This is a genomic window from Actinomycetota bacterium (assembly GCA_005888325.1).
Taxonomy (GTDB): Bacteria; Actinomycetota; Acidimicrobiia; order Acidimicrobiales; family AC-14; genus AC-14.
In genome coordinates, this window is the sequence record VAWU01000033.1 from 13,847 (window position 1) to 40,642 (window position 26,796).

Here is a 26,796-nt window from a genome sequence, read left to right on the forward strand (position 1 = left end):
ATCAATGGAACTGCGGCAGCTGGAGTATGTCCTGGGGATCGTCGACCACGGGGGCTTCACCCGCGCCGCGAGCGCGCTCCACATCTCGCAGCCCGCTCTCTCCCAAGCGGTGCGCACGCTCGAGAAGGAGATCGGCGTCGACCTGTTCGTCCGGACCGGCCGGCGCGTGTCGCTCACTCCCGCCGGCGAGGCGTTCGTCGGGCCCGCGCGCCAGGCGCTACGCGGGGTGGGAACCGCCCGCGCGGCTGTCGACGAGGTGGTCGGGCTGCGCGCCGGTCGTCTCGACCTGGTGTGCCTCCCCACCCTCGCGGTGTCGCCCGTCGCCGATCTCATCGGCCGCTTCCGCACGGCCCACCCGATGGTCGCGGTCCGCCTGGTCGAGCCGGAGGACATCGACACCGTGGCTTCCCGGGTGATCAACGGTCAGTCCGAGATCGGTTGCTCCGACCTGCCGGTGAAGGAAGCGGGAATCACCACGACTCAGCTCGAGCCCCAGCAGTACATGGCGATCTTCCCGCCCGGGTCGGTGCACGGCGGCGCGCGCCGATCGATCCACGTGAGCGCTCTGGCCACGATCCCGCTCATCACGACGCCGGTCGGGACGTCGACCCGGCGCCTCCTCGACGAAGCGCTCGCGGCGGCGCAGATCACTGCGAGCTTCGCGGTCGAGACCGACCACCGCGAGGCCATCGCCGAGCTCGTGATCGCCGGTGCCGGCGCCGCGATCCTGCCCCGCCCGGTCGCTCAGAACGCGGCGACGCGAGGGGTCGTCGTCTGCGACATCCGCCCGAGGATCAACCGCCGGATCGCGCTCATCCACCGCACGGACGCGCTCTCGCCCGCCGCCCGTGCCTTCATGGACGTCGCGGCCGGCCGGCTCGTGCGAGCCGACTGAGCGGGACGGAGCCCACGCCGGCTCATCACCCGGCCGCCGTCGCCTCGACGTGATGGTCGAGGCCGTGGACGTGATTGTGCACCGTGGCGCCGTGCAGGTGGCTGTGCTCGTGGATGAGGTTGACGTCGAGCAGGAGTTGACGCTCCGCGAGCAACTCGGCGGGCGCGCCCTCGCCCACGATGCGGTGCTCCTCGGAGAACACGAGGCAGCGGTCGGCGAGCACGCCAAGCGTGTCGAGATCGTGGGTGGCCAACACGATCGTCTTGCCCGCCTGGTTGAGCTCGACGATCAGCTCCATGAGCCACTGCTGGGTGCGCGGGTCGAGCGCGGCGGTGGGCTCGTCGAACAGCAGGACCTCGGGGTTCATCACCAGCACGGATGCGATGGCGACACGCTTCTTCTCGCCGCCGGAGAGCTGGTAGGGCGCGCGCTCGGCGAGGTCGTCGATGTCGAGCATGGTCAACGTGTCGGCGACGCGCGCTTCGATCTCGTCACGGGGCAGACCCATGTTCAGCGGGCCGAAGGCGAGCTCTTCACGCACAGAGGGGGAGAACACCTGCGCATCGGAGTTCTGGAAGATGAAGCCGACGCGACCTCGGAAGCCCTGGTTGAACTGCTCGTCCTCCAAGTTGTCCTCGGTCACCTCCGAACCGAAGGCCCGGTAGGTGCCGGAGTCGGGGAAGACCAGACCGTCGACGACCTTGAGCAATGTCGACTTGCCACAGCCGTTCGCGCCGAGAAGCGCGACCTTCTCACCCCGTCGGACGGTGAGCGACACCTTGTCCAGTGCCTGGAAGCGGCCCAGGTAGGAATACGAGACGTCGTCGACGACGAGTAGGTCGTCAGCGGCCGAGGGCACGATCGACTCCCAGAGTCGCGAGCGCAGCGGCGACGCATGCCAACGCCCACAACCCGTCGCGGGCCGCCATCCGCGCCGGCGCGATTGTGCGCACGTTGCCGGTGTAGCCCCGGGCCAGCATGGCCATGTGCACCTCTTCGGACAGGGCGTGGGACTTGCCGAACAGCGCACCCGCGGAGGCGGCCACGAACCGCCGGCCGGAGGTGGCGTCGGTGTCGGCCCCGACCGTGCGGGCCTGGCGCGCGGTGTACATCTCCGAGACTGCGCTCAACAGGTGGAACACGTAGCGGTAGGCCATCGCCAGCACCAGCACGAACATCCGAGGGAGCGCCAGCGCGCGCAGCGCTGCCAGCAGCCGGTTCCACGGCGTCGTCAGGGTCAACAGCACCACGAGCGAGATCGACACCGCCACGCGCGTGACGATCAGACCCGCTGCGGTGAGCCCCTGGCTGGTCATGCCCACCCGGTGACCGAACCAGGTGCCGAAGGGCACGACGATGTGGCCGTGGGTGATGAAGCTGAACGTGGCCGGCAGCACCACGATGCCGGTGAAGACAGGGATGAACAGCCAGACCCGCTTGACGAAGAACGACAGCGACAACCTGGACGCGGCCGCGACGAGCAGGGTTCCCGCGTACAGCGCGAGTAGAACCGGGATGTGGCGGACGAGCGCGGCTGCGACGAGCAGGCCGAGCAGGCCGAGCAGCTTCGCCCGCGGCTCGATGCGCTGGAGGAGCCCCCGCTCGGCGGCGACGTCGTCGGAGAACATCGCCTGCTGCAGAAAGCCGGAGGCACCACTGATCGTCTTTTCGACGAAGCTGCCCCGCTTGCGCCTTCCGATGCACCCGCAAGGGCACAGCCCGACCTGTCCCTCGAGCAGCCAAATCGGCGCCGTTGCGTTCGTCGTCACGCGCGCGCCGGTTCCAGCTCGTCGTCGCGCTCGCGGCGCGACCGCCGGACCAAACGGACGACCACGAAGACGGCGAAGACGACCGCCGCGATCACTGCGATGCCGACGACCGCGGAGACGACGTAGCCGATGACGGGGTGGCTGTCGCTGGTGAAGTCGTAGCCGTCGAACAGCGCGTTGTGCCAGAAGCCGGCGTAGTGCCGAACGCCGCTGGGCACGGCGTCGAGGTGGTACTTCTTCAGGTCGAGGTCCTGCGGTGCGCTCTCGCCGAAGGCGCCGCCCGGCGCGAGGAGCCCGAGCGGCGTGAGGATCGCCATCGCGCCCAGCCCGATCAGCCCCCCACGCCAACCGGGACCGCGCAGCGGGCCGGGCCGGCTCTGGAAGCCACCAGCACGGGCCATCTCCTCGTCGGTCTCGGGCAGCGCTGGGTGGTTGATCCGCAGGATGGGCAAATTGGCCCGCTGGAGGTACGCGACGACGCCCGCGGTCAGGACGACCTCGGCGATGCCGGCGACGGTGAGGTGGGCGAGAGCCATCGTCGGGATCGTGTGGGCCAGATGGAACGGTGCGTACAGCGGCGTGCCGTCGGCGGAGTGGAACAGCGTGGGCTGGACGCCGAACTCGACGGCCGCGCACAGTGCCGCCAGGTTGAGGCCGACGTAGCCGCCGATGCCGGCGGCGACCGCGCGGCGGGGCGATGTGAGGGACACCTTCCGGGCAACCAGCCGGTAGATGGCATAGCCGACGATGGGCATGACGATGGCCATGTTGAACACGTTGGCTCCGTAGGACAGCACGCCGCCGTCGCCGAAGAACAGGGCCTGGATCAACAGGGCGATGCTCACCGCGACGACCGCAGCCCACGGTCCGAGCAGCACCGCGATGAGCACGGCACCGACGGCGTGGGCAGTCGTGCCGTCGGGGATGGGCACGTTGAACATCATCACCAGGAAGCTGTAGGCGGCGCCGATCGCCACCAGCGGCACGTAGCGGTTCTTCACCACCTTGCGCACCCGCCGCCCGGCAACCATCCAGACGGGCACGGACGCGCCGTAGAAGGTCGCGCAGGTCGCGGGGCTCAGGTACCCGTCAGGAATGTGCACCGTCGAGCTCCACGATCTCGTCGGCGAGCGGCAGTCGCTCCATCGGTTCCTCCAGTGGGCGTCAGCGCGTACTGATGCGAGGCCTCGCACCGAACCTACATGCGAACTGGTCGCACCTTAGTCCACGTGCGAGCTGTTCGCACCAACGGAGGCTTCCGGATGACCGGTCCGGGACGAGTCAGTGTCCGACGAGCGGCCGCACTCGCCGTAGCCTTTCGGCGATGTCGGATCGCGTCGAGAGAATCCTCGCGGACCTCCGCCGCCAGGGCGAGCGGATCACACCCGCGCGGCGGACGGTCGTCGAAGAGCTCGTCGGTGCCGACGGTCACCTCACCGCGGACGAGCTCGTGGAGCGGGTCCACGAGACCGTGCCGGGTGCCCATCTCGCCACCATCTACCGGACGATGGACGTGCTCGAACGGCTCGGCGTGGTCGAGCACACCCATCTGGGCCACGGCCGCGCCGTCTATCACCTCGCCGACGACGTCCACGCCCACCTCGTCTGCGAGAGCTGTGGCGCCGTGGTCCAGGTGTCCCCGAAGCTCTTGGCCGGCGTCGAACGCCGAGCACGCGAAGAACACGGTTTCGTGCTGCGAGCCCATCACTTCGCGCTCGTCGGGCGGTGCCGGCGCTGCAAGTCGGCCTAACGATCCATCGGCTTCCCAGGCGGGCGGTCGGCACCGGCGCTGGGCTCATTTGCGTCTGCCTCGCGATCTTCGCGGTCGGGATCGGGGCGCGGGTCGTCTGCCGCGATGTCTGCGCGAGCGACATCGGCCGCCTCTACGAGGCCCGGGGGATCGACCGTGGGTCGCTCCCGTTCGTCGATCGCCCCCTCGAGTACCCGCCGCTCATCGGCGTCGTGATGTACGTCGCCGGAGTGCCGGGCGACGGGTCACCGCGTGTGTCGTTCGTGCTCAACGCGGTGGGGCTCGCCGTGCTCGCCGTGACGGTGAGCTGGCAGCTCTCGCGTCGCTACGGCGCGCGCACGATGCGCTGGTTGCTGGCACCACCCCTGATCTTCGAGGGTCTCGTCAACTGGGACGTCCTCGCCGTCGCCCCGGCAGTGGGTGGCCTCCTCCTCTGGAGCCGGAGCGCGTTCTGGGCCGGCGCGCTGCTCGGTGTCGGTGCGGCCGCCAAGCTCTTTCCCGCGCTCTACGTCGCGATGCTCGTCGCGAGCTGCGTGCCGACGGGCGAGTGGCGTCGTGCCGCGCGGTTCCTCGGGGGGGCCGCGCTCGCAGTTGCGACGATCGTCTTCCCCATCCGCCTGGCCGCTCCGAACGCCATCAGGTACTTCCTCGACTTCCATGCCGCGCGCTCGCCGACACGCGGCACCCTCTTGTCCTACGTCCTGCGCAACCCGGCCATGCCCGACTCCTGGGTGCCGCAGAGCGGGTTCGCGACTGTCGGCACGATCGTCAGCGTCACCCTGACTGCCATCGCGCTCGGGCTGCTGGCGATGCGAGTGCTCAGGGGCAGACTCCACGCGCTCCCCGCGTGCGCGCTCGGCACCATCGCGTTTCTCCTCGCGAACAAGGTCTACTCGCCCCAGTACGACCTGTGGCTCGTCCCGTTCTTCGTGATGCTGCCCGTGCGAAGTCGCCTCGTCGCGCACTTCTACGCCAGCAGCTTCATCATGTTCCTGCTGTCGTTCGTCTTCTCGCACATCATCCCGAAGGCGTTGTTCTTCCAACTGAACGGTGCGGGGATCCTCTACCGGGCGATCGTCCTCATCGTGATCTCACGGGAGCTGCTCCGGCCGACGCGCCGTGCCGCGGAGCTCGCGACCGACCTCGGTGTCGCCTGACCGCGGTGCCGCCTTTCCTTCAGTGTCGCCCTACTTAGTGCTGCGCGTCGGCCGTGCGTGCGGTCAGCACGTCGTGCCAGCTCCGCTCGGGCGCGGCGGGCGCTGTCGTGGCGAGGAAGTCGCGGAGCAGCTCGACGAAGCGCTCCGGGCGCTCGAGCGGGACGAAGTGGCCCGCGTCGTCCACGATCTCGAGCCGGCTCCCCGGGATCAGGTCGTGGGCGACATGGGCGTGGGCGACGGGGATCACGTGGTCGCGCGCTCCCCACACGATGAGCGTCGGCACCTCGGCCGCCAGGTACAGGCGGTCGCGGGCGCTCACCCGTTGACCGGACGGGTCGATCACCGCACGGATGGTGTGCACGAACGCCCGCTGGGCACGGGCATCGGTGAGGCGCGTGTAGGAATCCCAGATCTCCTGGAGGAGGGAGTTGGCCCGCACACCCGATCGACCCACGAACCGACCGACGCTCGCGGCGGCATCGTGCAGGCCTCGGGTCAGCACCAGCGGCAACACGTACTCGGTGCCGGGCGCGCTCAGCACCTTGAGCAGCGTCCCCACCTCGCGGCCGAGCCCGCCGCTGCCGACGAGCACGAGCCGCTCGCACCGCTCGGGGAACTGGTAGGCGAGCTGCATGGCGATGCCACCGCCGAGGCTGTGGCCGACGAAGGTGGCCCGGTCGTGACCGAGCACCGCGAGCAGGTCGCGCACGCCTGACGCGTACGCGCCGAGGCTGTAGTCGCCGCGCGGCTTGGCCGACTCGCCGTGACCGAGCAGGTCGGGTGCGACGACGGTGTAGCGCTCGGCGAGGGCCGGCATCACCCGGGCCCACGTCGCCGAGCTGCCGGCGATCCCGTGGATGAGGACGACCACCGGTCCCTCACCTGCGGTCCGGTAGGCGACGTCGTGGCCGTGGATGCGGACGAACTGCATACCGTCCGGCTGCGGTGCGTCCGGCCCGATCTCGAGCTGATGCCGGGCCTCGGTCACGCGACGAGCCCCAGCTCTTCCCAAACCGGCCGGCGCTCGTCGTCGATCACCCCGAGCTGGGCGAGGAAGCCGGTGAGCTTGGCCAGGCCCTCGGTGATCCGGGCGCGATGGTGCGGATTGGCGCGGGCCTGCGCTTCGCCGTCCTGGATCTCGAGCGTGCGGTAGACGTCGGGATCGACGATGACCTCGGCGATGGCGTTGACCGCGATCGGGGCGACGTCGAGGGCCGCTTCACGGTCTGCTGCAGTCAGGGTGGGCCAGACCTCGGCGAGATAGGTCTTGGCGAAGCTCACGTGCCGAGCCTCCTCCAGCACGTGGAGCCGCGCCACCTGGCGGGCCACCGAATGGACGCGCTCGTCGTTCATCGTGGCCCGGTTGGCAGCGTCGAGCAGCTCCTCGACCGCGAGGATCAACAGGTAGGACATCGCCTGACCGCCCGGCAGACCATCGATCCCGCCGACACCGGACCGGGTCGGACGGTATGCCGGCGTGCCCGCCCGACGGATGAACTCTCCGAACATGGTGGAGTGACGGCACTCGTCGGCCACCTCCACGAGCAGGTAGCGATGGGCGGGGTGGGTCACGGGCAGCTCGGCCAGGTGCCGCAGGACGGACTGCATGAGCAGGTTCTCGAACCAGATGCCCGCGCCACACAGGGCGGCGGCCTCGTGGCGGCTGTACGTGATGCGAGCCGCCTCGGTCATCGAGTCCCACGCCGGCGTGCCGTAGAGCGGCAGCCACTCGGGCGGGAGGTGATAGGTGGAGTCGTCGATCGGCACCGACCAGTCGACCTCGACGAACGGGTCGAGGGTGGTGCGGCCCGAGGCGGCGACGAGCTGGGCCGAACGCCGAGCGGTCCGCGGCAGGGCGGGGGTCATGGAGGTCTGGCTCATGGGTCCACTCTCAACCATGACAGTGTCCACTGTCAACATATTCTTACAGTAACAACTGTCACAGTCGCCGAGACCTGTGCTTCACTGGCCCGATGGCTGACGAGTACGGCTTGCACGAGCTGGCCGCCCGCAGCGGCGTGGCGCCGCGGACCATCCGCTTCTACCAGTCGCAGGGCCTGCTCCCGAAACCCCGCCGGGACGGGCGCGACGCCCGCTACGACGAGCGCCACGAGGAGCGACTACGCCTCGTCGCGGAGCTGCAGGACCGGGGGCTCACGCTCGGCGCTATACGCGACCTGGTCGGCCGAGAGGGCAAGGAGGTGCTCTCCGTCGCCGACTGGCTGGGCCTCGACCAGACGCTGCGCGGCCCCTGGTCGGACGACCGGCCCCGGCTGTTCGACACGGCGGAGCTCACCGCCACGCTCGGCGGGCGTGGGCCGGGTCTGCTGGCGGCGCTCGAGCGGGCCGGCTACGTCGAGCGCCAGGCCGAAGGCGAGTTGTGGCTGGTGACGAGCCCGGCTCTGCTCGAGATGGCGCTCCGCCTCCATGACGCCGGCGTCGACGTCGAGCTGAGCGGTCGGGCACGCGACCTCCTGCGTCGCCGGCTGGCCCGGTGCGCCGACGACCTGGTCGACCTGTTCACGACGCGCGCCGGTACCGGCTTCGGGGGACGGGCGACGCCGGGCGACGTCAGCAAGGCCCTCGACACGCTCCGCCCGGTCGCCCGCGACACCGCCGGGCTCATCTTCGCTCAGGAGATCGAGCGCGCCCTCCACCGGCTCGTCGAGGCGGGGCCGGCCGCGGTGGTCAAGCGGCGGCGCTGATCACGGGGGGCGGGCGGTCAGGCCTCGGTGCGCTCGGTCTGCTCGAGGAAGGCGCGGACCTCCGACTGACGGAAGCGCCGGTGGCCGCCGAGGGTGCGGATCGCGGTGATCTTCCCCGAACGCGCCCAGCGGGTCACCGTCTTCGGGTTCACGCGGAAGAGCGCGGCCACCTCTGAAGGCGTCAGCAGCTGATCGGGAACCTCTGGTTCGGCCATGGTGCCGCCCTTCTGACTCGCCCCTCGTCCGGTCGTCAAGGAAGGCGCGGGGCGCCACTCGCGTGTCCGATTTCAGCGCTGACGTTACGTCCGGCGAAGAATGACCGTCGATAGCACGAAGTCGCCAATTCAGCCACCACCCGAACGTACTAGTCATCAGGGCGCGGGCTGCGGTCGGTGGGCCTGTACGCTCGGGTCGGCGTGAACGTGTTCGACCGCATCGGATCGGACGATTACGAGCAGGTCGTGTACTGCCACGACCGGCCCACCGGACTGCGGGCGATCGTCGCCGTCCACTCCACCCGGCTCGGCCCCGCCCTGGGTGGCACCCGCTTCTACCCGTACGCGTCGGAGGACGACGCGCTCTCCGACGTCCTGCGGCTGGCGCGGGGCATGACCTACAAGTCGGCGGCCGCGGGCCTCGACCTCGGCGGTGGCAAGGCAGTGATCCTCGGGGACCCCGCCACGGCCCGGACCGAGGCCCTCATCCGGGCCTACGGCCACTTCGTCGAGGCGCTGGGGGGGCGCTACATCACGGCCGAGGACGTGGGCACGACCCAAGCGGACATGGACCTCATCCGCCGCGAGACCCGGCACGTCACCGGGGTGAGCCGATCGCTCGGGGGCTCCGGTGACCCCTCCGCGGCCACCGCCTACGGCGTGCTCCACGCGATGAAGGCGGTGAGCCGCCGGCTCTGGGGGACGACCGACCTCGAGGGCCGTCACGTTGGCGTCGCGGGCGTCGGCAAGGTGGGCTCCAACCTCGTGCGCCACCTGATCGAGGAGCGGGCGCGGGTGACGGTTGCCGACGTCGACCCCGCTGCCGTCGAGCGCGTCACGTACGGCTTCGGGGTCGAGAGCGTCGCGGTCGAGAAGATCCACGCGATCGAATGCGACATCCACTCGCCGTGCGCGCTCGGCGCGTCGCTCAACACTGTCACCATCCCCGAGCTGCACTGCGCGGCGGTAGTCGGCTCCGCCAACAACCAGCTCGCGGAGCCGGAGTGCGGGCCGCTCCTGGAGCAGGCGGGTGTGCTCTACGCGCCCGACTTCGTCGTCAACGCGGGTGGTGTGATCAACATCGCCGAAGAGCTCGTCGGGTACCACCGCGAGCGGGCGTACGCCGCCGTGCGACGTATCTTCGACACCACGACGCGCGTCATCGAGATCGCGGCGCGCGACGGGATCCTTGCGGTCGAGGCGGCCGAGCGCATGGCCGAGCAGCGCATCGCCGACGTCGGCCGGCTCGGTCGCATCCGCACCTTCCCGGGAATGAGGTAGGCGGTGGCACAGGTCGCAGACGACCACGACCTCTCGGCTCTGCACCTGCACGACCGCCACAGCGGGCTGGGGATCACCAACGACGACCTGGTCGCGATGTACCGCACCATCCTGCTGGCGCGGCTGCTCGACCAGAAGATCTGGGGCCTCAACCGCATGGGCAAGGCCGCGTTCGTCGTCAGCGCACAGGGTCACGAGGGCGCGCAGATCGGCTCGGCGTGGGCGATCCGGAAGGGTCACGACGTCGTGCTGCCCTATTACCGCGACCTCGGCGTCGCGCTCACGCTCGGCATGAGCGCCTACGAGATCCTGCTCGCCGTCTTCGCCCGGCGCGACGACCCCAACTCAGGCGGGCGGCAGATGCCCAGCCACTGGGGGAGCAGGCGACTCGGCATCATCTCCGGGTCGTCGCCCATCGCAACCCACATCCCCCACGCGGCCGGCATCGGCCTCGCCGCCAAGCTCAGGGGTGACGACCGCGTGGCCGTCTGCTACTTCGGCGACGGCGCCGCGTCGAAGGGTGACTTCCACGAGTCCCTGAACTTCGCGGGCATCCACCGCCTCCCGATCGTCTTCATCTGCGAGAACAACGGCTACGCCATCTCCGTGCCCCTCGCCAAGGAGTCGGCGGTCGAGAACATCGCCCAGCACGCGCACTCCTACGGAATGCCGGGGATGATCGTCGACGGCAACGACCCGCTCGACGTGTACGCCACTGTGCACTCCGCCATCCGCCACGCACGGAAGGGCGAGGGCCCCGCCCTCGTCGAGTGCAAGACGTACCGCTACCTGGCCCACACCTCCGACGACGACGACCGCACCTATCGCACACCCCAGGAAGTCGAGCTGTGGCGCAAGAAGGACCCGCTGCAGCGCATGAAGCAGTACATCATCGAGCAGCGCCTGCTCTCCGAGCAGCGCGAGGACGAGATCGAGGCGGAGCTGCGGGCGGAGGTCGACGACGCGACGCGTCGGGCCGAGGACGCGGCCCAGCCCACCGCCGACATGGCGTTCACACGCGTCTACGCGAAGCCGCTGCGCGCCGCCCCCCGCATGCCCGACGGCACAGGCGACCGACCGGCGCGTCGCGCGGACGGGGGATCGCCGGCGCTCGAGGCACAGGCCGGTGGCACCGAGCGAACGATCGTCGACACCGTGCGTCACGTGCAGCACGAGCTCCTGGCCGCAGACGAGCGCGTGGTGATCCTGGGGGAGGACGTCGGACCGCGCGGCGGCGTGTTCCGCGCGACCGACGGGCTGCACGCGGAGTTCGGCGAGGGGCGGGTGATCGACACCCCGCTCGCGGAGTCGTCGATCGTCGGCATCGGGATCGGGCTGGCGCTCGCAGGCATGCGTCCGATCGCGGAGATCCAGTTCGCCGACTTCATCCACTCCGCGTTCGACCAGCTCGTCAGCGAGGCGGCCAAGCTCCACTACCGCTCCAACGGTGACTTCCACGTGCCGCTCGTGGTGCGCGCGCCCTGGGGCGGCGGGGTGCACGGCGCGCTGTACCACTCGCAGTGCATCGAGGCGTTCTACGCGCACGTGGCCGGGTTGAAGGTGGTGGCGCCATCGACGCCCGCCGACGTGGCCGGGCTGTTGCGCGAGGCGGTCGACGACCCCGACCCCGTCCTGTTCCTCGAGCACAAGAAGACCTACCGGCTCGTCAAGGGACCGGTGCCCGACGGCGACTGGCGGGTTCCGATCGGCGTGGCCGACGTCGCGCGTCGCGGCGACCACCTCACGGTGGTCACCTATGGGCTCCACCGCCACCTCGCGCTCGAAGCGGCTGACGCCCTCGGCGCAAGTGACGGCGCGTCGATCGAGGTGATCGACCTGCGCACGATCGCCCCACTCGACCGCGAGACGATCCTGGCCTCGGTGGCCAAGACCGGGCGCATGCTCGTCGTGCACGAGGACAACATCAGCTTCGGCGTCGGCGCCGAGGTGGCGGCGATGGTGGCCGAGGAGGCGTTCTACGACCTCGACGCGCCGGTGCGCCGCCTCGCCATGGCCGACGTGCCGGCCATGCCGTTCGCGGCACCGATGGAGGCAGCCGTCTCGATCGGCGCCGACGCGATCGTCAGCGCGATGAAGGCCCTGCTGGCTGAGTAGCGGCTGGCTGAGTAGCGGCTGGCTGAGCAGCGGCTGGCTGAGCAGCGGCTGGCTGAGCAGCGGCCGGCTGAGCAGCGGCCGGCTGAGCCGCGACCAGCTCGGTCATCGTGAAGAGCGCGTGCAGGTCGAGACCCGCTGCCTCCAGCGCGGCGGCACCACCCGCCTCGCGGTCGATGACGCAGAGCACGCGCACGACCTCTGCTCCCCGCTCGCGCAGGTCGGCGCAGGACATGACAACCTGGCCGCCCGAGGTGATGACGTCCTCGACGACGACGAGTCGCGCACCGTCGACGTCGCCGCCCTCCGCGAGTCGACACGTGCCGTAGGCCTTGGCCTCCTTGCGCACGAAGCGCGTCGCCAGCCCCGTCTCCCGAGAGAGCGCGGTGGCGAGGGGAACCCCGCCCAGCTCGAGGCCCGCCAGCGCGTCGGTCGAGGGCGGCACGAGCGGTGCCATCGCCTCCGCGATGGCACGCAGCAACACCGGGTCGGACTCGAAGAGGTACTTGTCGAAGTACTCCTCGCTCGTGGCACCGGATCGCAGCAGGAAGCGACCCGTGAGGTGGGCGGTCTCGTAGATGCGGCGACCCAGATCCTCGCGGTCCATCCCGCGAAGCTAACCCGTGGCGCTCCTCGTGACGCGGGCCAGCAGCTGGGTGCGTTCCTCCTCGAGCTGGGCAGGTGTGCTCGACAGCACCCGGCCGATCACCTCGATGAGCTCGTCGGGGTCGAACGGCTTCGACAGGTACGCGCTCGCGCCGAGCTCGAGCGCCCGGGTGACGTCGCGCTCGGCCGACTTGGCCGAGAGCACGACCACGCGATGGGCGTAGACGTCGCGGTCGAGCGCCTCGAGGACGCCCCATCCGTCGACCACCGGCATCATCACGTCGAGCAGGATCAGGTCGGGCCTCTCGTCGGCGATGCGCCGCAGCGCGGTCTCGCCGTCGGCCGCGAGCGCCGTCTGGTAGCCCTCGGCCTCGAGGTTCACCCGCAGCATCAGGAGGATGTCGGGCTCGTCGTCGACGATGAGCACCTTCATGATCGACCCTCGCTCGGACCGCTCGGGCCCAGTTCACTCCGCTCTGAAGGGCCGCTCGGGCCCAGGCGGACGATGCCCTCGCCCGGCACGATCTGTCCGATTTGGGTGGCCTTGTGGCCGTGGGCCCGCAGAAGATCGAGGGTCCGGAAGCCGTCGTCGGCAGGCACCACCACGACCATGCCGATCCCCAGGTTGAACACGCTCACCATCTCATCATCGGCCACTTCTCCCGCCCTCTGAATCTCGGTGAAGATCCTCGGCGTCTCCCACGCCCGGCGGTCGAGCTCGGCGTCGCAGGTACGCGGAAGCACCCGGGGCAGGTTGCCGGTCAGCCCGCCCCCGGTCACGTGGGCCATCGCCCGGACGTCGACCCGCTGGGCGAGGGCGAGCAGCGCGGGGGTGTAGATCACCGAAGGAGTGAGCAGCTCGTCGGCCAGGCTGTGATGCGCCCCCGCGTAAGCGGGCTCGTCGAGCGAGCGACCAGCCCGCTCGAGCAGGACCCGGCGCGCCAGCGAGTAGCCATTGGACCGCAAACCCGGTGACGGAAGGCCGACGACGACGTCGCCCACCTGCACGTGCTCACCGGTGATGAGCCGGTCGCGCTCGACGACGCCCACCGCGAAGCCGACGAGGTCGAACTGCCCGGGTGCCATCGCCCCCGGATGCTCGGCCATCTCGCCGCCGACGAGCGCGCACCCGGCCTGGCGACACCCGTCGGCGACCCCTTCGACGAGTTGCGCGATCTGGTCGGGGTCGAGACGTCCGACCGCGATGTAGTCCTGGAAGAACAGTGGCTCCGCACCCTGGGTGACGACGTCGTCGACGCACATCGCGACCAGGTCGATGCCGATCGTCGTGAACCGCCCGGTGGCCTCGGCGATCAGCGCCTTGGTGCCGACGCCGTCGGTGGAGGACACGAGCACCGGCTCGCGGTAGCGCGACGGGTCGAAGGCGAACAGCCCTCCGAAACCACCGATGTCGCCGATGACCTCGGGCCGGAACGTCGAGCGCACGGTCTCCTTGATGCGGTCGACGGCCGCCTCGCCCGCGCCGATGCTGACGCCCGCCGCCTCGTAGGACTCACCCACAGGGGTGGACGAGGTCGATCTCCTCGAGATCGGGGCTGCCGAGCTTCACCGGGACGTCGATCGGGTAGTCGCCGGTCATGCAGGCCGTGCAGAAGCCGGCGCCCGCCGCGCCCGTGGCCCGCAGGAGCCGGTCGAGCTCGAGGTACGCGAGGGTGTCGCACCCGAGGTAATCGCGCACCTCGTCGACGGTGAGGTCGGCCGCCAGCAACTCGGTGCGCGAGCCGGTGTCCATCCCGTAGAAGCACGGCCACTTGTACGGCGGCGACGAGATGCGCAGGTGCACCTCGATGGCGCCCGCCTCGCGCAGCATGCGCACCATCGCCCGTTGCGTCGTCCCCCGCACGATCGAGTCGTCGACCACGACCAGGCGCTTGCCCGCGATGTTCTCGCGGATGGGGTTGAGCTTCATGCGCACACCCAGGTTGCGCATCTCCTGGCTGGGCGCGATGAAGGTGCGGCCGATGTAGCGGTTCTTCACCAGGCCGTGGCCGAAGGGGATACCGCTGCGACGCGCGTAGCCCTCGGCCGCGGGGATCCCGGACTCGGGCACCGGCATCACCATGTCGGCCTTGACCGGCGTCTGGTCGGCCAGCTCCTCGCCCATCCGCTGGCGGGCGCTGTGCACGGTCTGGTTGTAGAGACGGCTGTCGGGTCGCGCGAAGTAGACGAACTCGAAGAGGCAGAGCTTGGGCTCGACGCGCTCGGTGGCGAAGGGGTGAAGCGAACGCGTGCCCGTGGCGTCGATGACGACCATCTCTCCGGGCTCGAGCTCACGGACGAATCGGGCGCCGACGATGTCGAGCGCCGGGGTCTCCGAAGCCAGCACCCACCCCGCGTCGAGCCGACCCAGACACAGAGGGCGGAAGCCGTTCGGGTCACGCACGCCGATGACGTGGGCGTCGTCCATGAGGACGAACGAGAAGGCGCCCTTCAACTGCGGGAGCACCTCCATGAGCGCGCGCTCGAGATCGCGACCGTCGCTGCGCTCGCCCTCGCCGCCGGCGCGGATGGCGTTCTGCAGCAGCTCGGCCACGACGTCGCTGTCGCTGGTGATCGTGCCGGCGAGCACGCCGGCATCGCTCATCAGCTCGGCGGTGTTGACCAGGTTGCCGTTGTGACCGAGGGCGAAGCCCGCGTCACCCGGCTCGCGGTAGATGGGTTGCGCGTTGCCCCAGGTGCTCGAGCCGCTCGTCGAGTAGCGCGTGTGGCCGATGGCGAGGTGTCCTTCGAGCGGTGCCATGTTGCGCTCGTTGAAGACGTTGGTGACGAGGCCCATGTCCTTCAGGACGTAGATGTCCTCGCCGTCGCTCACCGCCATGCCGGCCGACTCCTGGCCCCGATGCTGCAGCGCGTGGAGACCGGCATAGGTGAGATGAGCGACCGGTTGGTCGGGCGCATACACGCCGAACACCCCACACGCTTCGCGAGCGTCCACGACTTCATCCTCGCACACGGCAACCCCATACCCCGGCAGGGGGCGCTGCGACGCGGTCGGGCTCAGGTCGATCGAACTGCGTCCGGCAACGCGTCGCGCCATGCGCTCGTCGCGTCGGCGAGCGAGATGTCGACGAGACCCTCGATCACCAGGCGGTCGCCATGGGCGCGACCGATCTCGGTCACCGAGATGCCGGCCGCGACCGCCCGTGAGGTCACCGCGGCGACCTCTGCGCCCTCGACGCACGTCACGACGCGTGACGGCGACTCGGAGAACAGCGAGAGGTGGTCCGCCACACCCGTCACCTTGAACCCGACGCCCGAGCGCACCGCCATCTCCGCGAGCGCCACGCCGAGCCCGCCGTCGGACACGTCGTGAACGCCGGCGAGGCGTCTTTCGACGACGAGGGCGCGCACGAGCTCGAGCAGGGCGCGGTGACGCTCGAGGTCGAGGGTCGGAGGCACGCCACCATGATGGTCGTGCAGCTGCCACGCCCACGCGGAGCCCCCGAGCTCCGGCCGCGTCTCTCCCAGCAGAACGAGCGAGGTTCCGTCGACGAGAGCCGCGGGGGGCGGGCGGTGGTCGAGCCGGTCGATCAGACCGAGCACACCGACGACAGGCGTCGGGTCGATGTCGCGGCCGCGGCTCTCGTTGTAGAGGCTCACGTTGCCGCCGACCACGGGCAGGTTGAAGGCGCGACACGCCTCGGCCATGCCGTCGATCGCCTCCGCGAGCTGCCACATCACCTCGGGGTGCTCGGGGTTGCCGAAGTTGAGGCAGTTGACGAGCGCGACCGGGAGCGCGCCCGCGCACGCGACGTTCAACGCGGCTTCGGCCACGATCAGTGCCGTCCCCCGACGAGGGTCGAGCGCACACCAGCGGGCGTTGCCGTCGGTGCTGAGGGCCATCGCCCGCGAGGACGGGCCCGCCAGGTCGGGCGCCTTCAGCCGGAGCACCGAAGCGTCGCCTCCCGGCCCTTCGACGGTGTTGAGGAACAGCTGGTGGTCGTACTGCGACCACACCCACGAGGTGTCGCTCAGCAGGCGGAGGAGATCGGTCGCGCAATCGACCGGAGCGGGCACGGCTCGCGCCGGGTCGTCGACGCGGCGGGCGTCGAGGTCGGCCGGGCGCCGGCGGGGCCGGTCGTACATCGGGGCGTCGTCGTGCAGGGTGGCGGCAGGCACCTCCGCGAGCACCTCGCCGTCCATCCGGTCGAGGATCCGCAGCTGTCTCCCCGCGGTCACGGTGCCGACGACCGACGCGCGCACCTCCCAGCGCCGGCACAGGTCGAAGACGTCGTCGAGGTGCTCGGGCCGGATGATCGCCAGCATGCGTTCCTGGCTCTCGCTCGTCATCACCTCGAACGGCGCCATGCCGGGCTCCCGCTGGGGCACCTCGTCGACGTAGACGTCCATACCGACGCCGCCGCGCGACGCCGTCTCGCTGGTCGCGCACGTCAGCCCCGCGCCTCCCAGGTCCTGGATGCCGACGACGAGCCCGGCGTCGTACAGGGCGAGGCACGCCTCGATGAGCCGCTTCTCCTCGAAGGGGTCGCCCACCTGCACGCTCGGTCGCTTGGACTCCTCGTCGACGCCGGCCTTTCCGCCTCCGGCGGAGGTCGGGCTGCCGAAGCCGGCGGAGGCGAGCACGCTCACGCCGCCGATGCCGTCGCGACCGGTGGCCGAGCCGATTAGCACCGCGAGGTTGCCCGGCCCCGACGCCCTCCCGAGCACCAGGTTGTCGCGGGGCATCACGCCGACGCAGAGCACGTTGACGAGCGGGTTCTCCGCGTAGCACTCGTCGAATACGACTTCGCCGCCGACCGTGGGCACGCCGACCGAGTTGCCGTAGCCCGAGATCCCGCTCACGACGCCCTCGAATATCCACCGGCTCCGGGGGTCGTCGAGGGGACCGAAGCGCAGCGCGTCCATCACCGCGATCGGCCGCGCCCCCATGGTGAAGATGTCACGCAGGATGCCTCCGACGCCCGTGGCCGCGCCCTGGTAGGGCTCCACCGCGGACGGGTGGTTGTGGCTCTCGATGCGGAGCGCGACGGCGATGCCGTCGCCGGCGTCGATCACACCGGCGTTCTCCCCTGGGCCCACGAGCACCCACGGCGCCTCCGTCGGCAGGCGTCTGAGGAGACCTTTCGACGACTTGTACGAGCAGTGCTCCGACCACATCACCGCGTACATCGCCAGCTCGAGCGGGTTGGGAAGGCGGCCGAGCAGTCGCTCGATGGCCGAAGCCTCGTCGTCGGTGAGGCCGAGAGCTCGGTGGATCGGGGGCTCGCTCGTGTGCTCGACAGCCATCTCCGCTCACCGTAGCCGGACGCGGAGACCGGCAATGACCCCTTGCGCTCGACCGATTCTCGCCCTAAATGGGCCCGCGACTGACGGAGTTGTCATCGATACGCGGAGGCGGCAGACTCACCACAATGTCTACGACGGAAAGACGCACCCGCTCGCCTATGTCGAACAGCCACAAGGCCGCGCTGGCCGAGGGTCGAGAACAGGGTCGGGCAGTCCGCCGTTACCTGGAGGCGCTCGAGGCCCACAAGCCGAAGCGAGGGCGCAAGCGCACCCCGGAATCGGTGCAAAAGCGGCTGACCGTCATCGAGGAAAAGCTGCCGGACGTCGACCCCCTCAGCCGCCTCCAGTTGGTGCAGGAGCGCCTCAACCTCCAACGCGAGCTGGCGGCGGCGGATACCACCGTCGACCTTTCGGCCCTCGAGGAGGAGTTCGTGGCCGCCGCCGGGCCCTACGGGCAGCGCAAGGGCATCTCCTACGCGGCTTGGCGGGAGGCCGGCGTCGACCCGTCGGTGCTGCGGCGGGCGGGGATCGGCCGGGCGGCCGGCTAGCCGACCGCGTCGAGGGCGCGGTGCGGCGCGGAGCGGCCTGAAGCGGCCGCGAGCAGCGACCGCAGCATCGGGACCCCGTCCGACGAGCCGAGGAGTGCATCAGAGGCGCGTTCCGGGTGCGGCATGAGCCCGACGACGTTGCGGCCGGCGGAGCAGATTCCGGCGATGTCGTCGATCGAGCCGTTGGGATTGTCGAGATAGCGCAGGATCACGCGGTCCTCACCCCGTAGTTCGGCCAGGGTCTCGGTCGTGCACGTGTAATTGCCCTCAAAATGGTTGATCGGCACCCGCACGACATGACCGACAGCGGTCTCGGACGTGAGGATCGAGTCGGCGGACTCCACCCGCAACGACACCGTCGTGCAGAGGAACTTGAGGCCGCGATTCTTCTGCAAGGCGCCGGGCAACAGCCCCGCTTCGGTGAGCACCTGGAACCCGTTGCAGATGCCGACCACCGGGCCCCCGTCGGCGGCGAAGGCGCTCACGGCCGTCATCACGGGCGAGAAACGGGCGAGCGCGCCCGGGCGCAGGTAGTCACCGTGGGCGAAGCCCCCGGGCAGGACGACCGCGTCGACGTCGCCGAGAACGCGGTCGCCGTGCCACACGATGCGTGCGTCGCCGCCGAGCCGCCGGATCGCCTCGATCACGTCGTGCTCGCAGTTCGAACCGGGGAAGAGGACCACGCCAACACTCGCGGTCATGGTCCGACCGCCACGCTCGTCGCCTCGATCACCGGGTTGGCGAGAAGCCGCTGCGAGAGCGCCTCGGCGAGCTGGCGGGCCGACGACTCGTCGGGTGCCTCCACCGTGAAGCGGAACGCCTTGCCCACCTGCACGTCGTGGACACCCTCGAAGCCGAGCGCCGGGAGCGCGCGTTCGATGGTGGCGCCCTGGGGGTCGGCGATGCCGGGCCGCAGGCGCACCTCGACGAGCACGGGAAACCTCACGCGCTCACTCTCCCACGCCGTACCATTCGGCAAAGGCCTTTCCGGTGATGCGCTCGTACGCGGTGACGTAGCGCTGCCGCGACGCGTCGACGATTGCGCCGGGCAGGTGCGGCGGCGGCGGCTTCTTGTCCCAACCCTCTGCCTCGAGCCAGTCGCGCACCGGCTGCTTGTCGAACGACGGGGGTGTGGTACCGGGCTCCCACTCGTCCGCGGGCCAGAAGCGCGAGGAGTCGGGCGTGAGCACCTCGTCGCAGATGGCGAGTCTGCCGTCGATCAGGCCGAGCTCGAACTTGGTGTCGGCGATCAGGATGCCCCGCGCCGCCGCCCACGCCGCGCCCCGCGCGTAGGCGGCCAGCGAGATGTCGCGCGCCGAGGCCGCAAGGTCGGCTCCCACGATCGCGACCGCGGCGTCGAAGGTGATGTTCTCGTCGTGGCCCGCGTCGGACTTCGTCGACGGGGTGAACACCGGCTCGGGCAGCGCCTCCGACTCGCGCATGCCGTCGGGGAGCGGCGTTCCGTGCATCGTGCCCGACGCCCGGTACTCCTTCCACGCCGACCCCGAGAGGTAGCCGCGCACGATGCACTCGATCTTCAGCATCTCTGCCCGGCGCACGAGCATCCCCCGGCCCGCCACACCCTCGATGTCGTCCGCGCCGGCGGGGAAGTCGCCCGGATCGACGCTCACGAGGTGGCTGGGCGCGACGTCGGCCAGCTGGTCGAGCCAGAAGGCGGTGATGGCCGTGAGCACTCGACCCTTGTCGGGCACCGGCTCGGGCATGACCACGTCGAAAGCGGAGATGCGGTCGGACGCGACCATCAGCAGATGCCGCTCGTCGACCTCGTAGATGTCGCGCACCTTCCCGCGATATGTGTGTTTAAGCGTCATTCGACCTCCTCGATGGCCTCGAACACGGATCCGACATTTCGCAGCGCCCGCTCGAGGCTGAACGCCTCGTCGAGCTGCTCGGCGGTCAGCGGCACCCGCCCGTCGGCCTCGAGCAGTGACCGGAACGACCGGTCGCTCTCCCACGCGGCCGTCGCCACCTCCTGGACGACCCGGTACGCGTCGTCGCGGGAGAGCCCCGCCGCGACGAGCGCGAGGAGCACAGGCTGGCTGAACACCAGGCCGTGGGATCGTCCGATGTTGTCGAGCATGCGCTCGGGGTACACGCGCATGCCTTCGACCACGTCACGCATCTTCGCCAGCATGTAGTCGGCGAGGAGCGACGAGTCGGGCAGGACCACGCGCTCGACCGACGAATGGGAGATGTCACGCTCGTGCCAGAGCGCCACGTCCTCGAGCCCGGGCGCGACGTTCGCGCGCAGCACGCGCGCCAGGCCCGTCAGCCGCTCGCACGTGATCGGGTTGCGCTTGTGGGGCATGGCCGAGCTGCCCTTCTGCCCGGCCCGAAACGGCTCTTCGACCTCGCGGACCTCGGTGCGCTGAAGATGACGCACCTCGGTGGCGAACTGCTCGACCGACGCTCCCGCGCACGCGCACGCCCAGAGGTACTCGGCGTGACGGTCGCGGGCGATTACCTGGCTCGCGGGCACGGGTGTGAGTCCGAGCGCCTCGCACACCCGTCGCTCGACCTGCGGGTCGATGTTGGAGTACGTGCCCACCGCGCCCGAGAGCTTGCCCACGGCCACCGCGTCGCGCGCCCGCCGCAGACGCGTGCGGTCGCGGTCGGCCTGAAGGCACCACAGCGCGAGCTTGGCTCCGAAGGTGGTCGGCTCCGCGTGCACACCGTGGGTGCGACCGACCATCGGCGTGGACCGGAACTCGATGGCCCGGCGCTTGAGCGTGGCGACCAGCTCGCCGCCGGCCCGCACCAGCAGGTCGGCTGCCTCGGTGAGGGTGGCGCACTGCGCGGTGTCGACCACGTCGCTCGACGTCAGCCCGTGGTGGACCCACTTGCCGGCGGGGGGGCCGATGGCCGTCTGGACGACGTCGACGAACGCCGCCAAGTCGTGGTCGGTCACCCGCTCGCGCTCGGCCACCGCGGCGACGAAGGCGGGCGTGACCTCCGGGGCGCGCTCCCGGATGGCCTTGGCGTCGTCCTCCGGGACCACCCCCACCGATGCGAGCGCCTCCGCCACGAGCACCTCGACCTCCAGCCACCGGGCCAGGCGGGCCTCGTCGGTGAACAGGGCGGCCATCTCGGGACGTGCGTACCGGGGGATCACCCGTCCCACTCCCAAAAGGGGTCAAATGAGGCAAGTGACCCATTGGACACGGAGAGTGGGCGCCTTACCCTCGTACGAGACCCCCCGAGCCAGCGAGGACCACGATGGGCAAGTGTTTCAAGCACATCTTCGACGACGCGGTCGGCGCCTGCCGCACCTGCCAGAACGGCTTCTGTGAGATGTGCCTCGTGTACGCGAAGGGCCCCAAGAAGCCGCCCTACTGCGTGCCCTGTGCCCTCGTGGCGGCCGGCGTGCGCCACACGCAACGCGGCCTCGTGCGGAACTGACACCTAGCGCGCCGCCAGCCGGCGGCGGCGCTCGGCGAGCTGCTCGGCCAGATCCGCGTCGGAGATGGCGAGCATCTGCACGACGAGCAGCGCGGCGTTGAGCGCCCCGTCAATGGCGACGGTGGCCACCGGGATCTCTCTCGGCATCTGCACGGTCGAGTAGAGCGCGTCGACACCGTTCAGCGCGCCCCCGGACAGCGGCACCCCGACGACCGGCAGCGTGGTCTGGGCGGCCACCGCTCCGGCCAGGTGGGCCGCCATCCCCGCCGCGCAGATGAGCGCGACGTAACCCTGCTCGCGCGCCGAACGGGCGAGCGCGGCGACGTCGTCGGGCGTGCGGTGGGCCGAGAGCACCCGTTCATCGACCTCGAGGCCGAACTCCCCGAGCGTGGCGACGGCCGGCGCCATCTTCTCGCGATCGTTGGGCGAGCCCATCAGGACGGCGACCTTCACGGCTCTTTGTTAGCAGCCGCGGCGGCGATGTCGGTGCGGAATTGCATACCCGGCCAGCTGATCCGCCCCACGGCCTCGTAGGCCCGTTCCCTCGCGGTCGTGAGCGTCGACGCACGCGCGATCACGTTCAGCACCCGGCCGCCCGCGGTGACCAGCTCACCGGCGCGCCCGCCCGCCCTCACACCCGCGCAGTACACGGTGACCCCGTCGAGCGCCTCGGCCGAGTCGATGCCGGTGATGAGGTCGCCCGCTCGCGGCGACTCCGGATAGCCCTCGACCGCCAGCACGACACAGACCGTGGCGTCGGGTACGAACGTCGGTGCCGTCTCCGTCCTCCCGTTGGCGGCCTCGGCGAGGATGGCCGCGAGGTCACACGAGAGTCGGGGCAGCACGACCTGCGCCTCGGGATCGCCGAAGCGCACGTTGAACTCGATGACCTTCAGCCCGTCGGGGGTGCGCATCAGACCGGCGTAGAGCACACCCCGATAGTCGATGTCGCGTTTCCGCAACGCTTCCAACGTGGGCTCGACCGCCACCTCGACCACCATCTCCAGGTCGATGCCCGGCACCGGTGAGAACGCACCCATGCCGCCCGTGTTGGGCCCCGCGTCACCGTCGCCCACCCGCTTGAAGTCCTGGGCAGGGGCAAGGGGCACGCCCCGGTCGCCGTCACAGACGCACAGCACCGACAGCTCGGGGCCGGTGAGGCCTTCCTCGACCACCACCCGCCGGCCCGCGGGGCCGAACGAGGCGCCCGACAGCTTGGCGCGCACGTCGTCGGCCGCCTCGTCGAGCGACTCGGTGACGAACACGCCCTTGCCGGCCGCGAGCCCGTCGGTCTTGACCACGTAGAGGCCGGGCAGCGTACGCAGATACGCGAGCGCGGGCTCGACCTCGGTGAACGCGCGGTGGCGCGCGGTCGGCACACCGGCCTCGGCGAGCACCTCCTTCATCCATGCCTTCGACCCCTCGAGCCGCGCCCCGTCGGCACCCGGCCCGAACACGTGCTTTCCCTGCGCCCGCAGCCGGTCGGCCAGCCCGTCGACCAACGGCGCCTCCGGCCCGACGACGAACAGCTCGGCGTCGACCTCCTCCGGCGGTGTGGCCGTCGAGTCGGGGATGCCTGCGTTGCCCGGCGTGACCACGACGTCGGCGGTCCGTCCGAGCACGTCGGCAAGCGCGTGCTCACGTCCGCCGCTGCCGACGACGCAGACCCTCATCGCCGCTTCATGCTGCGAAGTGGACGAACTGCTCCCGGCCGGGGCCGACCCCGACCAGGCTGACCGGCACGCCGGCCTGTGCGGCGAGGAACTCGACGTAGTCGCGCGCGGCCTGAGGCAGGTCGGCAAGCGACGTCGCCTCCGTGAGGTCGGCATGCCAACCCGGTAGCTCCTCGTAGATCGGTGTGACCTTGTGCAGCACCGACTGGTGGTAGGGCACGTGCTCGTAGCGCTCGCCGTCGGCCTCGTAGGCAACGCACACCTTCAGCGTGTCGAACACGTCGAGCACGTCGAGCTTCGTCAGCGCGACCTCGGTGAGGCTGTTGAGCCGGACCGCGTGCCGCAACATGACCGCGTCGAACCAGCCGGTGCGCCGGCGTCGACCGGTGTTGGTGCCGAACTCGTGGCCTCGCTCGACGAGCAGTTCACCCTGCTCGTCGAACAGCTCGGTCGGGAACGGCCCCGCGCCGACGCGCGTCACGTACGCCTTGGCGATCCCGATGATGCGCTGGATGTCGCGTGGGCCGACGCCGGCGCCCGTGCAAGCGCCTCCCGCACACGGGTTCGACGACGTGACGAACGGATACGTGCCCTGGTCGAGGTCGAGGAACGTGGCTTGCGCGCCCTCGAACAGCACGTGCTGGCCCGCCTCGAGCGCCCGGTGCACCAGGTCGACGGTGTCGGAGATCATCGGCTCGATGCGCGGCGCCAGCTCTTCGAGGTACTGCGCGGCGATGTCGTCGGCGCGCAGCGCGAGGCGGTTGTACACCTTGGCGAGGATGAGGTTCTTCTCCTTCAGGACGACGTCGAGCTTCTCGCGGAAGATCTTCGGGTCGAGCAGGTCCTGTACGCGCAGGCCCACTCTCGCCGCCTTGTCCGCGTAGGCCGGGCCGATTCCCCGCTTCGTCGTGCCCAGCCGCGCCTTGCCCAGATAGCGCTCGGTCACCCGGTCGAGCTCCCGGTGGTACGGCATGATCAGGTGGGCGTTGCCGCTCACCCGCAACCGGCTGCAGTCGACGCCACGGGCGGTCAACATGTCGACCTCGTCGAGCAGCACCCCGGGGTCGACCACCACGCCGTTTCCGATGACCGGGGTGATGAACGGATAGAGGACGCCGCTCGGGACGAGCTGGAGCGCGAACGCCTCACCGTCGACGACGATGGTGTGCCCCGCGTTGTGGCCGCCCTGGTACCGGACGACCATCGACATCTCCTTGGCGAGGAGGTCGGTGAGCTTGCCCTTGCCCTCGTCGCCCCACTGGGTACCGACGACCACGGTTCCGGGCACGCGCGTCTCCTACGGGAAAAACCTACAGCGGTCCGGTGAGTATAGACGGCCCGGTTGCTCGAGTCGCGGGAAGCTACGGCGCGCTGTGGTTGACGACTTTGATGGTCCAGGACCCTCGAGCCTTGATGACGAGCCGGAAGGTGCCCGACCCCACCGGGTAGGTCGCGCCGCCGCCGGCACCGACCTGGTTGACGACAGTGCCGAAGTCCCGGTCGCCCGTGATCGCGACTTGGAGGCTTGCACCCGTGGTCTCCCAGCGGATCTCCCAGCCTTCCTTCACCGTGAAGGATTTCGTCTCCTGGTCACCGTCGCCGTTTGACTCAGCGACGACGTCGCGCTCGGCGGTGGGGCTTCCTTTGCGCGTCGAGACGGCGTTGTTCGGCGGTTTGTGATCGTCTCCGCGAAACGCGAAGAACGCGCCGACCGCGGCCGCCGCGACGAGCAGAACGATGAGAGCGAGCACCAAGGGAAGCCGGCTCGTGGACGACTCGGTGGCCGTGCCATCCCCGTACGGGAGGTCGGGTTCGGACATCTCGGCGGCCGATCCTAGGGTTCGAGCGGGCGGGGTCGGCGCACCCGGTGGGCGCCCCGACCCCGCGTCCATGTACGGCGTGATCATTTCGTTTTGAAGTACGCGCCCTGGAGCGTCGTGGCGTCGGAGACCGTCACCATCATCTGGTAACACTTGCTCGCCCCTGAGGGCGTCGCCCAGTTGAAGATGAACTGGCCATCGGTGCTGCTGTAGCGGAGCCCGGTGCCACCCGTCGCCGTCGCCGTGATGACATCAGGATCAATGACGCCGGTGTCACACGCCACGGCGGAGTACGACACGCTCATGCCTGTCGTGCCCGTGACCTGGTTGGTGCCGGTGTACACCCGGAACTTCAACGGCACCGTGCTGCCCGCCTTGACCAGGTTGTACACCCTCGTGCCGCCGGGCGCCGTCATGTCGACAGGGCTGTAGAAGCCCTCGATACGGAGGTTGACCGTCAGCGCTCCGTTGACGAAGTTGATCGCGTAGTTCGCCGAGCTCAGGCCGCTGGGCACGATGTCGTACTTGCCGGCGGGGGTCGACGGCCCGACGGCCACCACCGCGTTGGTCACCTGGTCTCGCACCTGGAACGCGAGCGTCCCGAGGAGGTTCGACGGGCCCTCGCCGCTGACGAAGCCGGAGTAGCCGGCCGTGAACGTCGGAGCGCTGCCACCCGACACCATCGACTTGCTGTCGGCCGTGACGGTCAACGGCTTCGGGGTGATGTTGGCCGTTGCAGTGAGCGTGCCCGGCAGGTTGTAGTAGTTGCCGGCGTCCAACCCACCGAGGGTGAGTCCGTTGGCGGTCACGATCTTGCCGGTGCCCGCATTCGACGAGTCGAACGTGGCGGTGCCACCCGAGATCGTCAGGTCGTCACCCGGGACTGCGTCGCTGACCGTGCGGCTCGTGATCGTCGCCGCGTTGGTGCCGTCGTACGCCTTGTTGGCCACGGTGAATCCGCCCTGCGCGTTCTTCTTGAAGATGCTGGCGAGCGTCGTCAGCGTCGTCGAAGCCGGCGTGTAGTTGCCGGCGTCGAGCCCGGTGATGGTGAAGCCGGTGGCGGTCACGGTCTTGTTGGTCCCGATCTGCTTTGTACCGAAGAGCGCGGTGCCGCCGGTGAGGCTGACGCTGTCGGTGCCGAGCACGCCGCTCAAGGTCCGTGACGTGATGGTTGCGTTCTTGGTGCCGTCGTAGACCTTGTCGACCGCGGTGAAGGCGCCGCTCACGGCCTTCGGGGTGATGTCGGCGGTGGTCGAGGCCGTCGTGTTGAAGGTGTAGTTGGCCGCGTCGGCGCCGCTGATCGAGATCCCGGTCACCGACACCGGCTTGGCCGTGCCGACGTTCTTGTCCGCGAAACTCGCCGCCGTGGAGGCGTCGGTGAGGAGATCGCCGGCCACCCGGTTGTCGGACAGCGTCACCGAGGCAACGGTGGTGCCGTCGTAGACCTTGTTGACGCCCGCCGCGCTCACCGTGAGGGCTCGAGCGGTGATGGCCGCGGTGGTGCTCGCGGTGGTGTTGAAGGTGTAGTTGGCCGCGTCGGCGCCGCTGATCGAGATCCCGGACACCGACACCGGCTT

Annotated in this window: 28 protein-coding genes and 1 pseudogene; 9 read left to right on the forward strand and 20 right to left on the reverse strand. The window is 70.1% G+C overall.

The window, feature by feature from the left end; all coding sequences use genetic code 11:
* The first annotated feature begins 4 nt into the window (after nt 1–4).
* Nucleotides 5–895 (forward strand): LysR family transcriptional regulator, encoded by an 891-nt coding sequence (locus E6G06_13605; GenBank protein TML89981.1) that lies wholly within the window; start codon nt 5–7, stop codon nt 893–895.
* Between the two features lie 25 nt (nt 896–920).
* On the opposite strand, the gene E6G06_13610 is transcribed toward E6G06_13605, so the two are convergent.
* The 3 genes from E6G06_13610 to cbiM are packed head-to-tail and all read right to left on the reverse strand — an operon-like array spanning nt 921 to nt 3,767.
* Nucleotides 921–1,781, reverse strand: a complete 861-nt coding sequence (locus E6G06_13610; GenBank protein ID TML90005.1) for an ABC transporter ATP-binding protein — start codon at nt 1,779–1,781, stop codon at nt 921–923.
* Nucleotides 1,738–2,664 carry a cobalt ECF transporter T component CbiQ gene (gene cbiQ, locus E6G06_13615; GenBank protein TML89982.1) on the reverse strand — a complete coding sequence of 309 codons (927 nt, stop codon included), beginning with the start codon at nt 2,662–2,664 and terminating at the stop codon, nt 1,738–1,740. Before cbiQ ends, E6G06_13610 begins: the two co-directional genes overlap by 44 nt.
* Nucleotides 2,661–3,767 carry a cobalt transporter CbiM gene (cbiM, locus tag E6G06_13620; protein TML89983.1) on the reverse strand — a complete coding sequence of 369 codons (1,107 nt, stop codon included), beginning with the start codon at nt 3,765–3,767 and terminating at the stop codon, nt 2,661–2,663. The genes cbiQ and cbiM overlap by 4 nt, the downstream gene beginning before the upstream one ends.
* Before the next feature lie 74 nt (nt 3,768–3,841).
* Between cbiM and E6G06_13625 the strand changes: the two genes are divergently transcribed.
* Together E6G06_13625 and E6G06_13630 are read left to right on the forward strand one after the other, a co-directional pair.
* Nucleotides 3,842–4,414, forward strand: coding sequence for a transcriptional repressor (locus tag E6G06_13625; protein TML89984.1), 573 nt, complete (start codon nt 3,842–3,844; stop codon nt 4,412–4,414).
* Entirely contained in the window at nt 4,390–5,571 is a 1,182-nt protein-coding gene (locus tag E6G06_13630; protein ID TML89985.1) for a DUF2029 domain-containing protein, read from the forward strand. The genes E6G06_13625 and E6G06_13630 overlap by 25 nt, the downstream gene beginning before the upstream one ends.
* A gap of 34 nt (nt 5,572–5,605) precedes the next feature.
* Here the strand turns inward: E6G06_13630 and E6G06_13635 are convergent, their stop codons facing one another.
* Together E6G06_13635 and E6G06_13640 are read right to left on the reverse strand one after the other, a co-directional pair.
* On the reverse strand, nt 5,606–6,502 hold the full coding sequence (locus tag E6G06_13635) for an alpha/beta fold hydrolase (GenBank protein TML90006.1): 897 nt from the start codon (nt 6,500–6,502) through the stop codon (nt 5,606–5,608).
* Nucleotides 6,503–6,555: 53 nt separating this feature from the next.
* A complete protein-coding gene (locus E6G06_13640; protein TML89986.1) occupies nt 6,556–7,491 on the reverse strand; it encodes a diiron oxygenase in 936 nt (311 codons plus the stop codon).
* A gap of 53 nt (nt 7,492–7,544) precedes the next feature.
* Here E6G06_13640 and E6G06_13645 point away from each other — a divergent pair, with 53 nt between their 5' ends.
* Nucleotides 7,545–8,276, forward strand: coding sequence for a MerR family transcriptional regulator (locus E6G06_13645; protein ID TML89987.1), 732 nt, complete (start codon nt 7,545–7,547; stop codon nt 8,274–8,276).
* A gap of 17 nt (nt 8,277–8,293) precedes the next feature.
* Here the strand turns inward: E6G06_13645 and E6G06_13650 are convergent, their stop codons facing one another.
* On the reverse strand, nt 8,294–8,491 hold the full coding sequence (locus E6G06_13650) for a BldC family transcriptional regulator (protein ID TML89988.1): 198 nt from the start codon (nt 8,489–8,491) through the stop codon (nt 8,294–8,296).
* Between the two features lie 201 nt (nt 8,492–8,692).
* Between E6G06_13650 and E6G06_13655 the strand changes: the two genes are divergently transcribed.
* The 3 genes and pseudogenes from E6G06_13655 to E6G06_13665 all read left to right on the forward strand — a co-directional run bounded on the left by E6G06_13655 (nt 8,693) and on the right by E6G06_13665 (nt 11,887).
* On the forward strand, nt 8,693–9,772 hold the full coding sequence (locus tag E6G06_13655; GenBank protein TML89989.1) for a Glu/Leu/Phe/Val dehydrogenase: 1,080 nt from the start codon (nt 8,693–8,695) through the stop codon (nt 9,770–9,772).
* Between the two features lie 96 nt (nt 9,773–9,868).
* Nucleotides 9,869–10,759, forward strand: a pseudogene (locus tag E6G06_13660) (thiamine pyrophosphate-dependent dehydrogenase E1 component subunit alpha).
* A gap of 66 nt (nt 10,760–10,825) precedes the next feature.
* Nucleotides 10,826–11,887, forward strand: a complete 1,062-nt coding sequence (locus E6G06_13665) for an alpha-ketoacid dehydrogenase subunit beta (GenBank protein ID TML90007.1) — start codon at nt 10,826–10,828, stop codon at nt 11,885–11,887.
* Here E6G06_13665 and pyrE read toward each other — a convergent pair.
* From pyrE to purL, 5 genes are read right to left on the reverse strand one after another with little or no spacing between them, the layout of a single operon-like run.
* A complete protein-coding gene (gene pyrE, locus E6G06_13670; GenBank protein TML89990.1) occupies nt 11,856–12,491 on the reverse strand; it encodes an orotate phosphoribosyltransferase in 636 nt (211 codons plus the stop codon). The genes E6G06_13665 and pyrE overlap by 32 nt on opposite strands.
* 9 nt (nt 12,492–12,500) lie before the next feature.
* A complete protein-coding gene (locus E6G06_13675; GenBank protein TML89991.1) occupies nt 12,501–12,923 on the reverse strand; it encodes a response regulator in 423 nt (140 codons plus the stop codon).
* Nucleotides 12,920–14,041, reverse strand: coding sequence for a phosphoribosylformylglycinamidine cyclo-ligase (locus tag E6G06_13680; protein ID TML89992.1), 1,122 nt, complete (start codon nt 14,039–14,041; stop codon nt 12,920–12,922). The genes E6G06_13675 and E6G06_13680 overlap by 4 nt, the downstream gene beginning before the upstream one ends.
* Complete coding sequence (purF, locus tag E6G06_13685; GenBank protein ID TML89993.1) at nt 14,004–15,548, reverse strand: amidophosphoribosyltransferase; 1,545 nt, start codon at nt 15,546–15,548, stop codon at nt 14,004–14,006. Before purF ends, E6G06_13680 begins: the two co-directional genes overlap by 38 nt.
* A complete protein-coding gene (gene purL, locus E6G06_13690; GenBank protein ID TML89994.1) occupies nt 15,509–17,758 on the reverse strand; it encodes a phosphoribosylformylglycinamidine synthase subunit PurL in 2,250 nt (749 codons plus the stop codon). Before purL ends, purF begins: the two co-directional genes overlap by 40 nt.
* A 125-nt stretch (nt 17,759–17,883) precedes the next feature.
* On the opposite strand from purL, the gene E6G06_13695 reads away from it, so the two are divergent.
* Nucleotides 17,884–18,306 carry a hypothetical protein gene (locus tag E6G06_13695; protein ID TML89995.1) on the forward strand — a complete coding sequence of 141 codons (423 nt, stop codon included), beginning with the start codon at nt 17,884–17,886 and terminating at the stop codon, nt 18,304–18,306.
* Here the strand turns inward: E6G06_13695 and purQ are convergent.
* Genes purQ through E6G06_13715 form a run of 4 tightly spaced genes read right to left on the reverse strand, consistent with a single transcriptional unit; the run spans nt 18,303 to nt 21,439 of the window.
* Nucleotides 18,303–19,007: a phosphoribosylformylglycinamidine synthase subunit PurQ gene (gene purQ, locus E6G06_13700; protein ID TML89996.1), complete on the reverse strand. Its 705-nt coding sequence runs from the start codon at nt 19,005–19,007 to the stop codon at nt 18,303–18,305. The two genes, E6G06_13695 and purQ, sit on opposite strands and share 4 nt — an antisense overlap.
* On the reverse strand, nt 19,004–19,252 hold the full coding sequence (gene purS, locus E6G06_13705; protein TML89997.1) for a phosphoribosylformylglycinamidine synthase subunit PurS: 249 nt from the start codon (nt 19,250–19,252) through the stop codon (nt 19,004–19,006). The genes purQ and purS overlap by 4 nt, the downstream gene beginning before the upstream one ends.
* 4 nt (nt 19,253–19,256) lie before the next feature.
* Nucleotides 19,257–20,138, reverse strand: a complete 882-nt coding sequence (locus tag E6G06_13710) for a phosphoribosylaminoimidazolesuccinocarboxamide synthase (protein TML89998.1) — start codon at nt 20,136–20,138, stop codon at nt 19,257–19,259.
* Nucleotides 20,135–21,439 (reverse strand): adenylosuccinate lyase, encoded by a 1,305-nt coding sequence (locus E6G06_13715; GenBank protein TML89999.1) that lies wholly within the window; start codon nt 21,437–21,439, stop codon nt 20,135–20,137. The genes E6G06_13710 and E6G06_13715 overlap by 4 nt, the downstream gene beginning before the upstream one ends.
* 104 nt (nt 21,440–21,543) lie before the next feature.
* Here E6G06_13715 and E6G06_13720 point away from each other — a divergent pair, with 104 nt between their 5' ends.
* Nucleotides 21,544–21,726: a hypothetical protein gene (locus tag E6G06_13720; protein ID TML90000.1), complete on the forward strand. Its 183-nt coding sequence runs from the start codon at nt 21,544–21,546 to the stop codon at nt 21,724–21,726.
* A gap of 3 nt (nt 21,727–21,729) precedes the next feature.
* Here E6G06_13720 and purE read toward each other — a convergent pair whose 3' ends face one another.
* From purE to E6G06_13745, 5 genes are all read right to left on the reverse strand, one after another.
* Nucleotides 21,730–22,161 carry a 5-(carboxyamino)imidazole ribonucleotide mutase gene (gene purE / locus E6G06_13725; protein TML90008.1) on the reverse strand — a complete coding sequence of 144 codons (432 nt, stop codon included), beginning with the start codon at nt 22,159–22,161 and terminating at the stop codon, nt 21,730–21,732.
* 14 nt (nt 22,162–22,175) lie between these two features.
* Entirely contained in the window at nt 22,176–23,399 is a 1,224-nt protein-coding gene (gene purD / locus E6G06_13730; GenBank protein TML90001.1) for a phosphoribosylamine--glycine ligase, read from the reverse strand.
* Between the two features lie 7 nt (nt 23,400–23,406).
* Entirely contained in the window at nt 23,407–24,687 is a 1,281-nt protein-coding gene (locus tag E6G06_13735) for an adenylosuccinate synthase (protein TML90002.1), read from the reverse strand.
* A 73-nt stretch (nt 24,688–24,760) separates the two neighbouring features.
* Nucleotides 24,761–25,219, reverse strand: coding sequence for a hypothetical protein (locus tag E6G06_13740; protein TML90003.1), 459 nt, complete (start codon nt 25,217–25,219; stop codon nt 24,761–24,763).
* An 83-nt stretch (nt 25,220–25,302) separates the two neighbouring features.
* The gene (locus tag E6G06_13745; protein ID TML90004.1) at nt 25,303–26,784 is read right to left on the reverse strand and encodes a hypothetical protein; all 1,482 of its coding nucleotides are present in this window, start codon (nt 26,782–26,784) and stop codon (nt 25,303–25,305) included.
* Nucleotides 26,785–26,796 lie beyond the last annotated feature (12 nt).

Excerpts from the sequence above, each read along its gene's own strand:
- E6G06_13605 (TML89981.1), top strand. The coding sequence starts at position 5 with ATGGAACTGCGGCAGCTGGAGTATGTCCTGGGGATCGTCGACCACGGG.
- E6G06_13625 (TML89984.1), top strand. The coding sequence starts at position 3,842 with ATGCGAGGCCTCGCACCGAACCTACATGCGAACTGGTCGCACCTTAGT.
- E6G06_13635 (TML90006.1), bottom strand. The coding sequence starts at position 6,502 with ATGCAGTTCGTCCGCATCCACGGCCACGACGTCGCCTACCGGACCGCA.
- E6G06_13640 (TML89986.1), bottom strand. The coding sequence starts at position 7,491 with ATGTTGACAGTGGACACTGTCATGGTTGAGAGTGGACCCATGAGCCAG.
- E6G06_13645 (TML89987.1), top strand. The coding sequence starts at position 7,545 with ATGGCTGACGAGTACGGCTTGCACGAGCTGGCCGCCCGCAGCGGCGTG.
- E6G06_13650 (TML89988.1), bottom strand. The coding sequence starts at position 8,491 with ATGGCCGAACCAGAGGTTCCCGATCAGCTGCTGACGCCTTCAGAGGTG.
- E6G06_13665 (TML90007.1), top strand. The coding sequence starts at position 10,826 with ATGCCCGACGGCACAGGCGACCGACCGGCGCGTCGCGCGGACGGGGGA.
- pyrE (TML89990.1), bottom strand. The coding sequence starts at position 12,491 with ATGGACCGCGAGGATCTGGGTCGCCGCATCTACGAGACCGCCCACCTC.
- E6G06_13675 (TML89991.1), bottom strand. The coding sequence starts at position 12,923 with ATGAAGGTGCTCATCGTCGACGACGAGCCCGACATCCTCCTGATGCTG.
- purF (TML89993.1), bottom strand. The coding sequence starts at position 15,548 with ATGGCGCGACGCGTTGCCGGACGCAGTTCGATCGACCTGAGCCCGACC.
- purL (TML89994.1), bottom strand. The coding sequence starts at position 17,758 with ATGGCTGTCGAGCACACGAGCGAGCCCCCGATCCACCGAGCTCTCGGC.
- E6G06_13695 (TML89995.1), top strand. The coding sequence starts at position 17,884 with ATGTCTACGACGGAAAGACGCACCCGCTCGCCTATGTCGAACAGCCAC.
- purQ (TML89996.1), bottom strand. The coding sequence starts at position 19,007 with ATGACCGCGAGTGTTGGCGTGGTCCTCTTCCCCGGTTCGAACTGCGAG.
- E6G06_13710 (TML89998.1), bottom strand. The coding sequence starts at position 20,138 with ATGACGCTTAAACACACATATCGCGGGAAGGTGCGCGACATCTACGAG.
- E6G06_13720 (TML90000.1), top strand. The coding sequence starts at position 21,544 with ATGGGCAAGTGTTTCAAGCACATCTTCGACGACGCGGTCGGCGCCTGC.
- purE (TML90008.1), bottom strand. The coding sequence starts at position 22,161 with ATGGGCTCGCCCAACGATCGCGAGAAGATGGCGCCGGCCGTCGCCACG.
- purD (TML90001.1), bottom strand. The coding sequence starts at position 23,399 with ATGAGGGTCTGCGTCGTCGGCAGCGGCGGACGTGAGCACGCGCTTGCC.
- E6G06_13740 (TML90003.1), bottom strand. The coding sequence starts at position 25,219 with ATGTCCGAACCCGACCTCCCGTACGGGGATGGCACGGCCACCGAGTCG.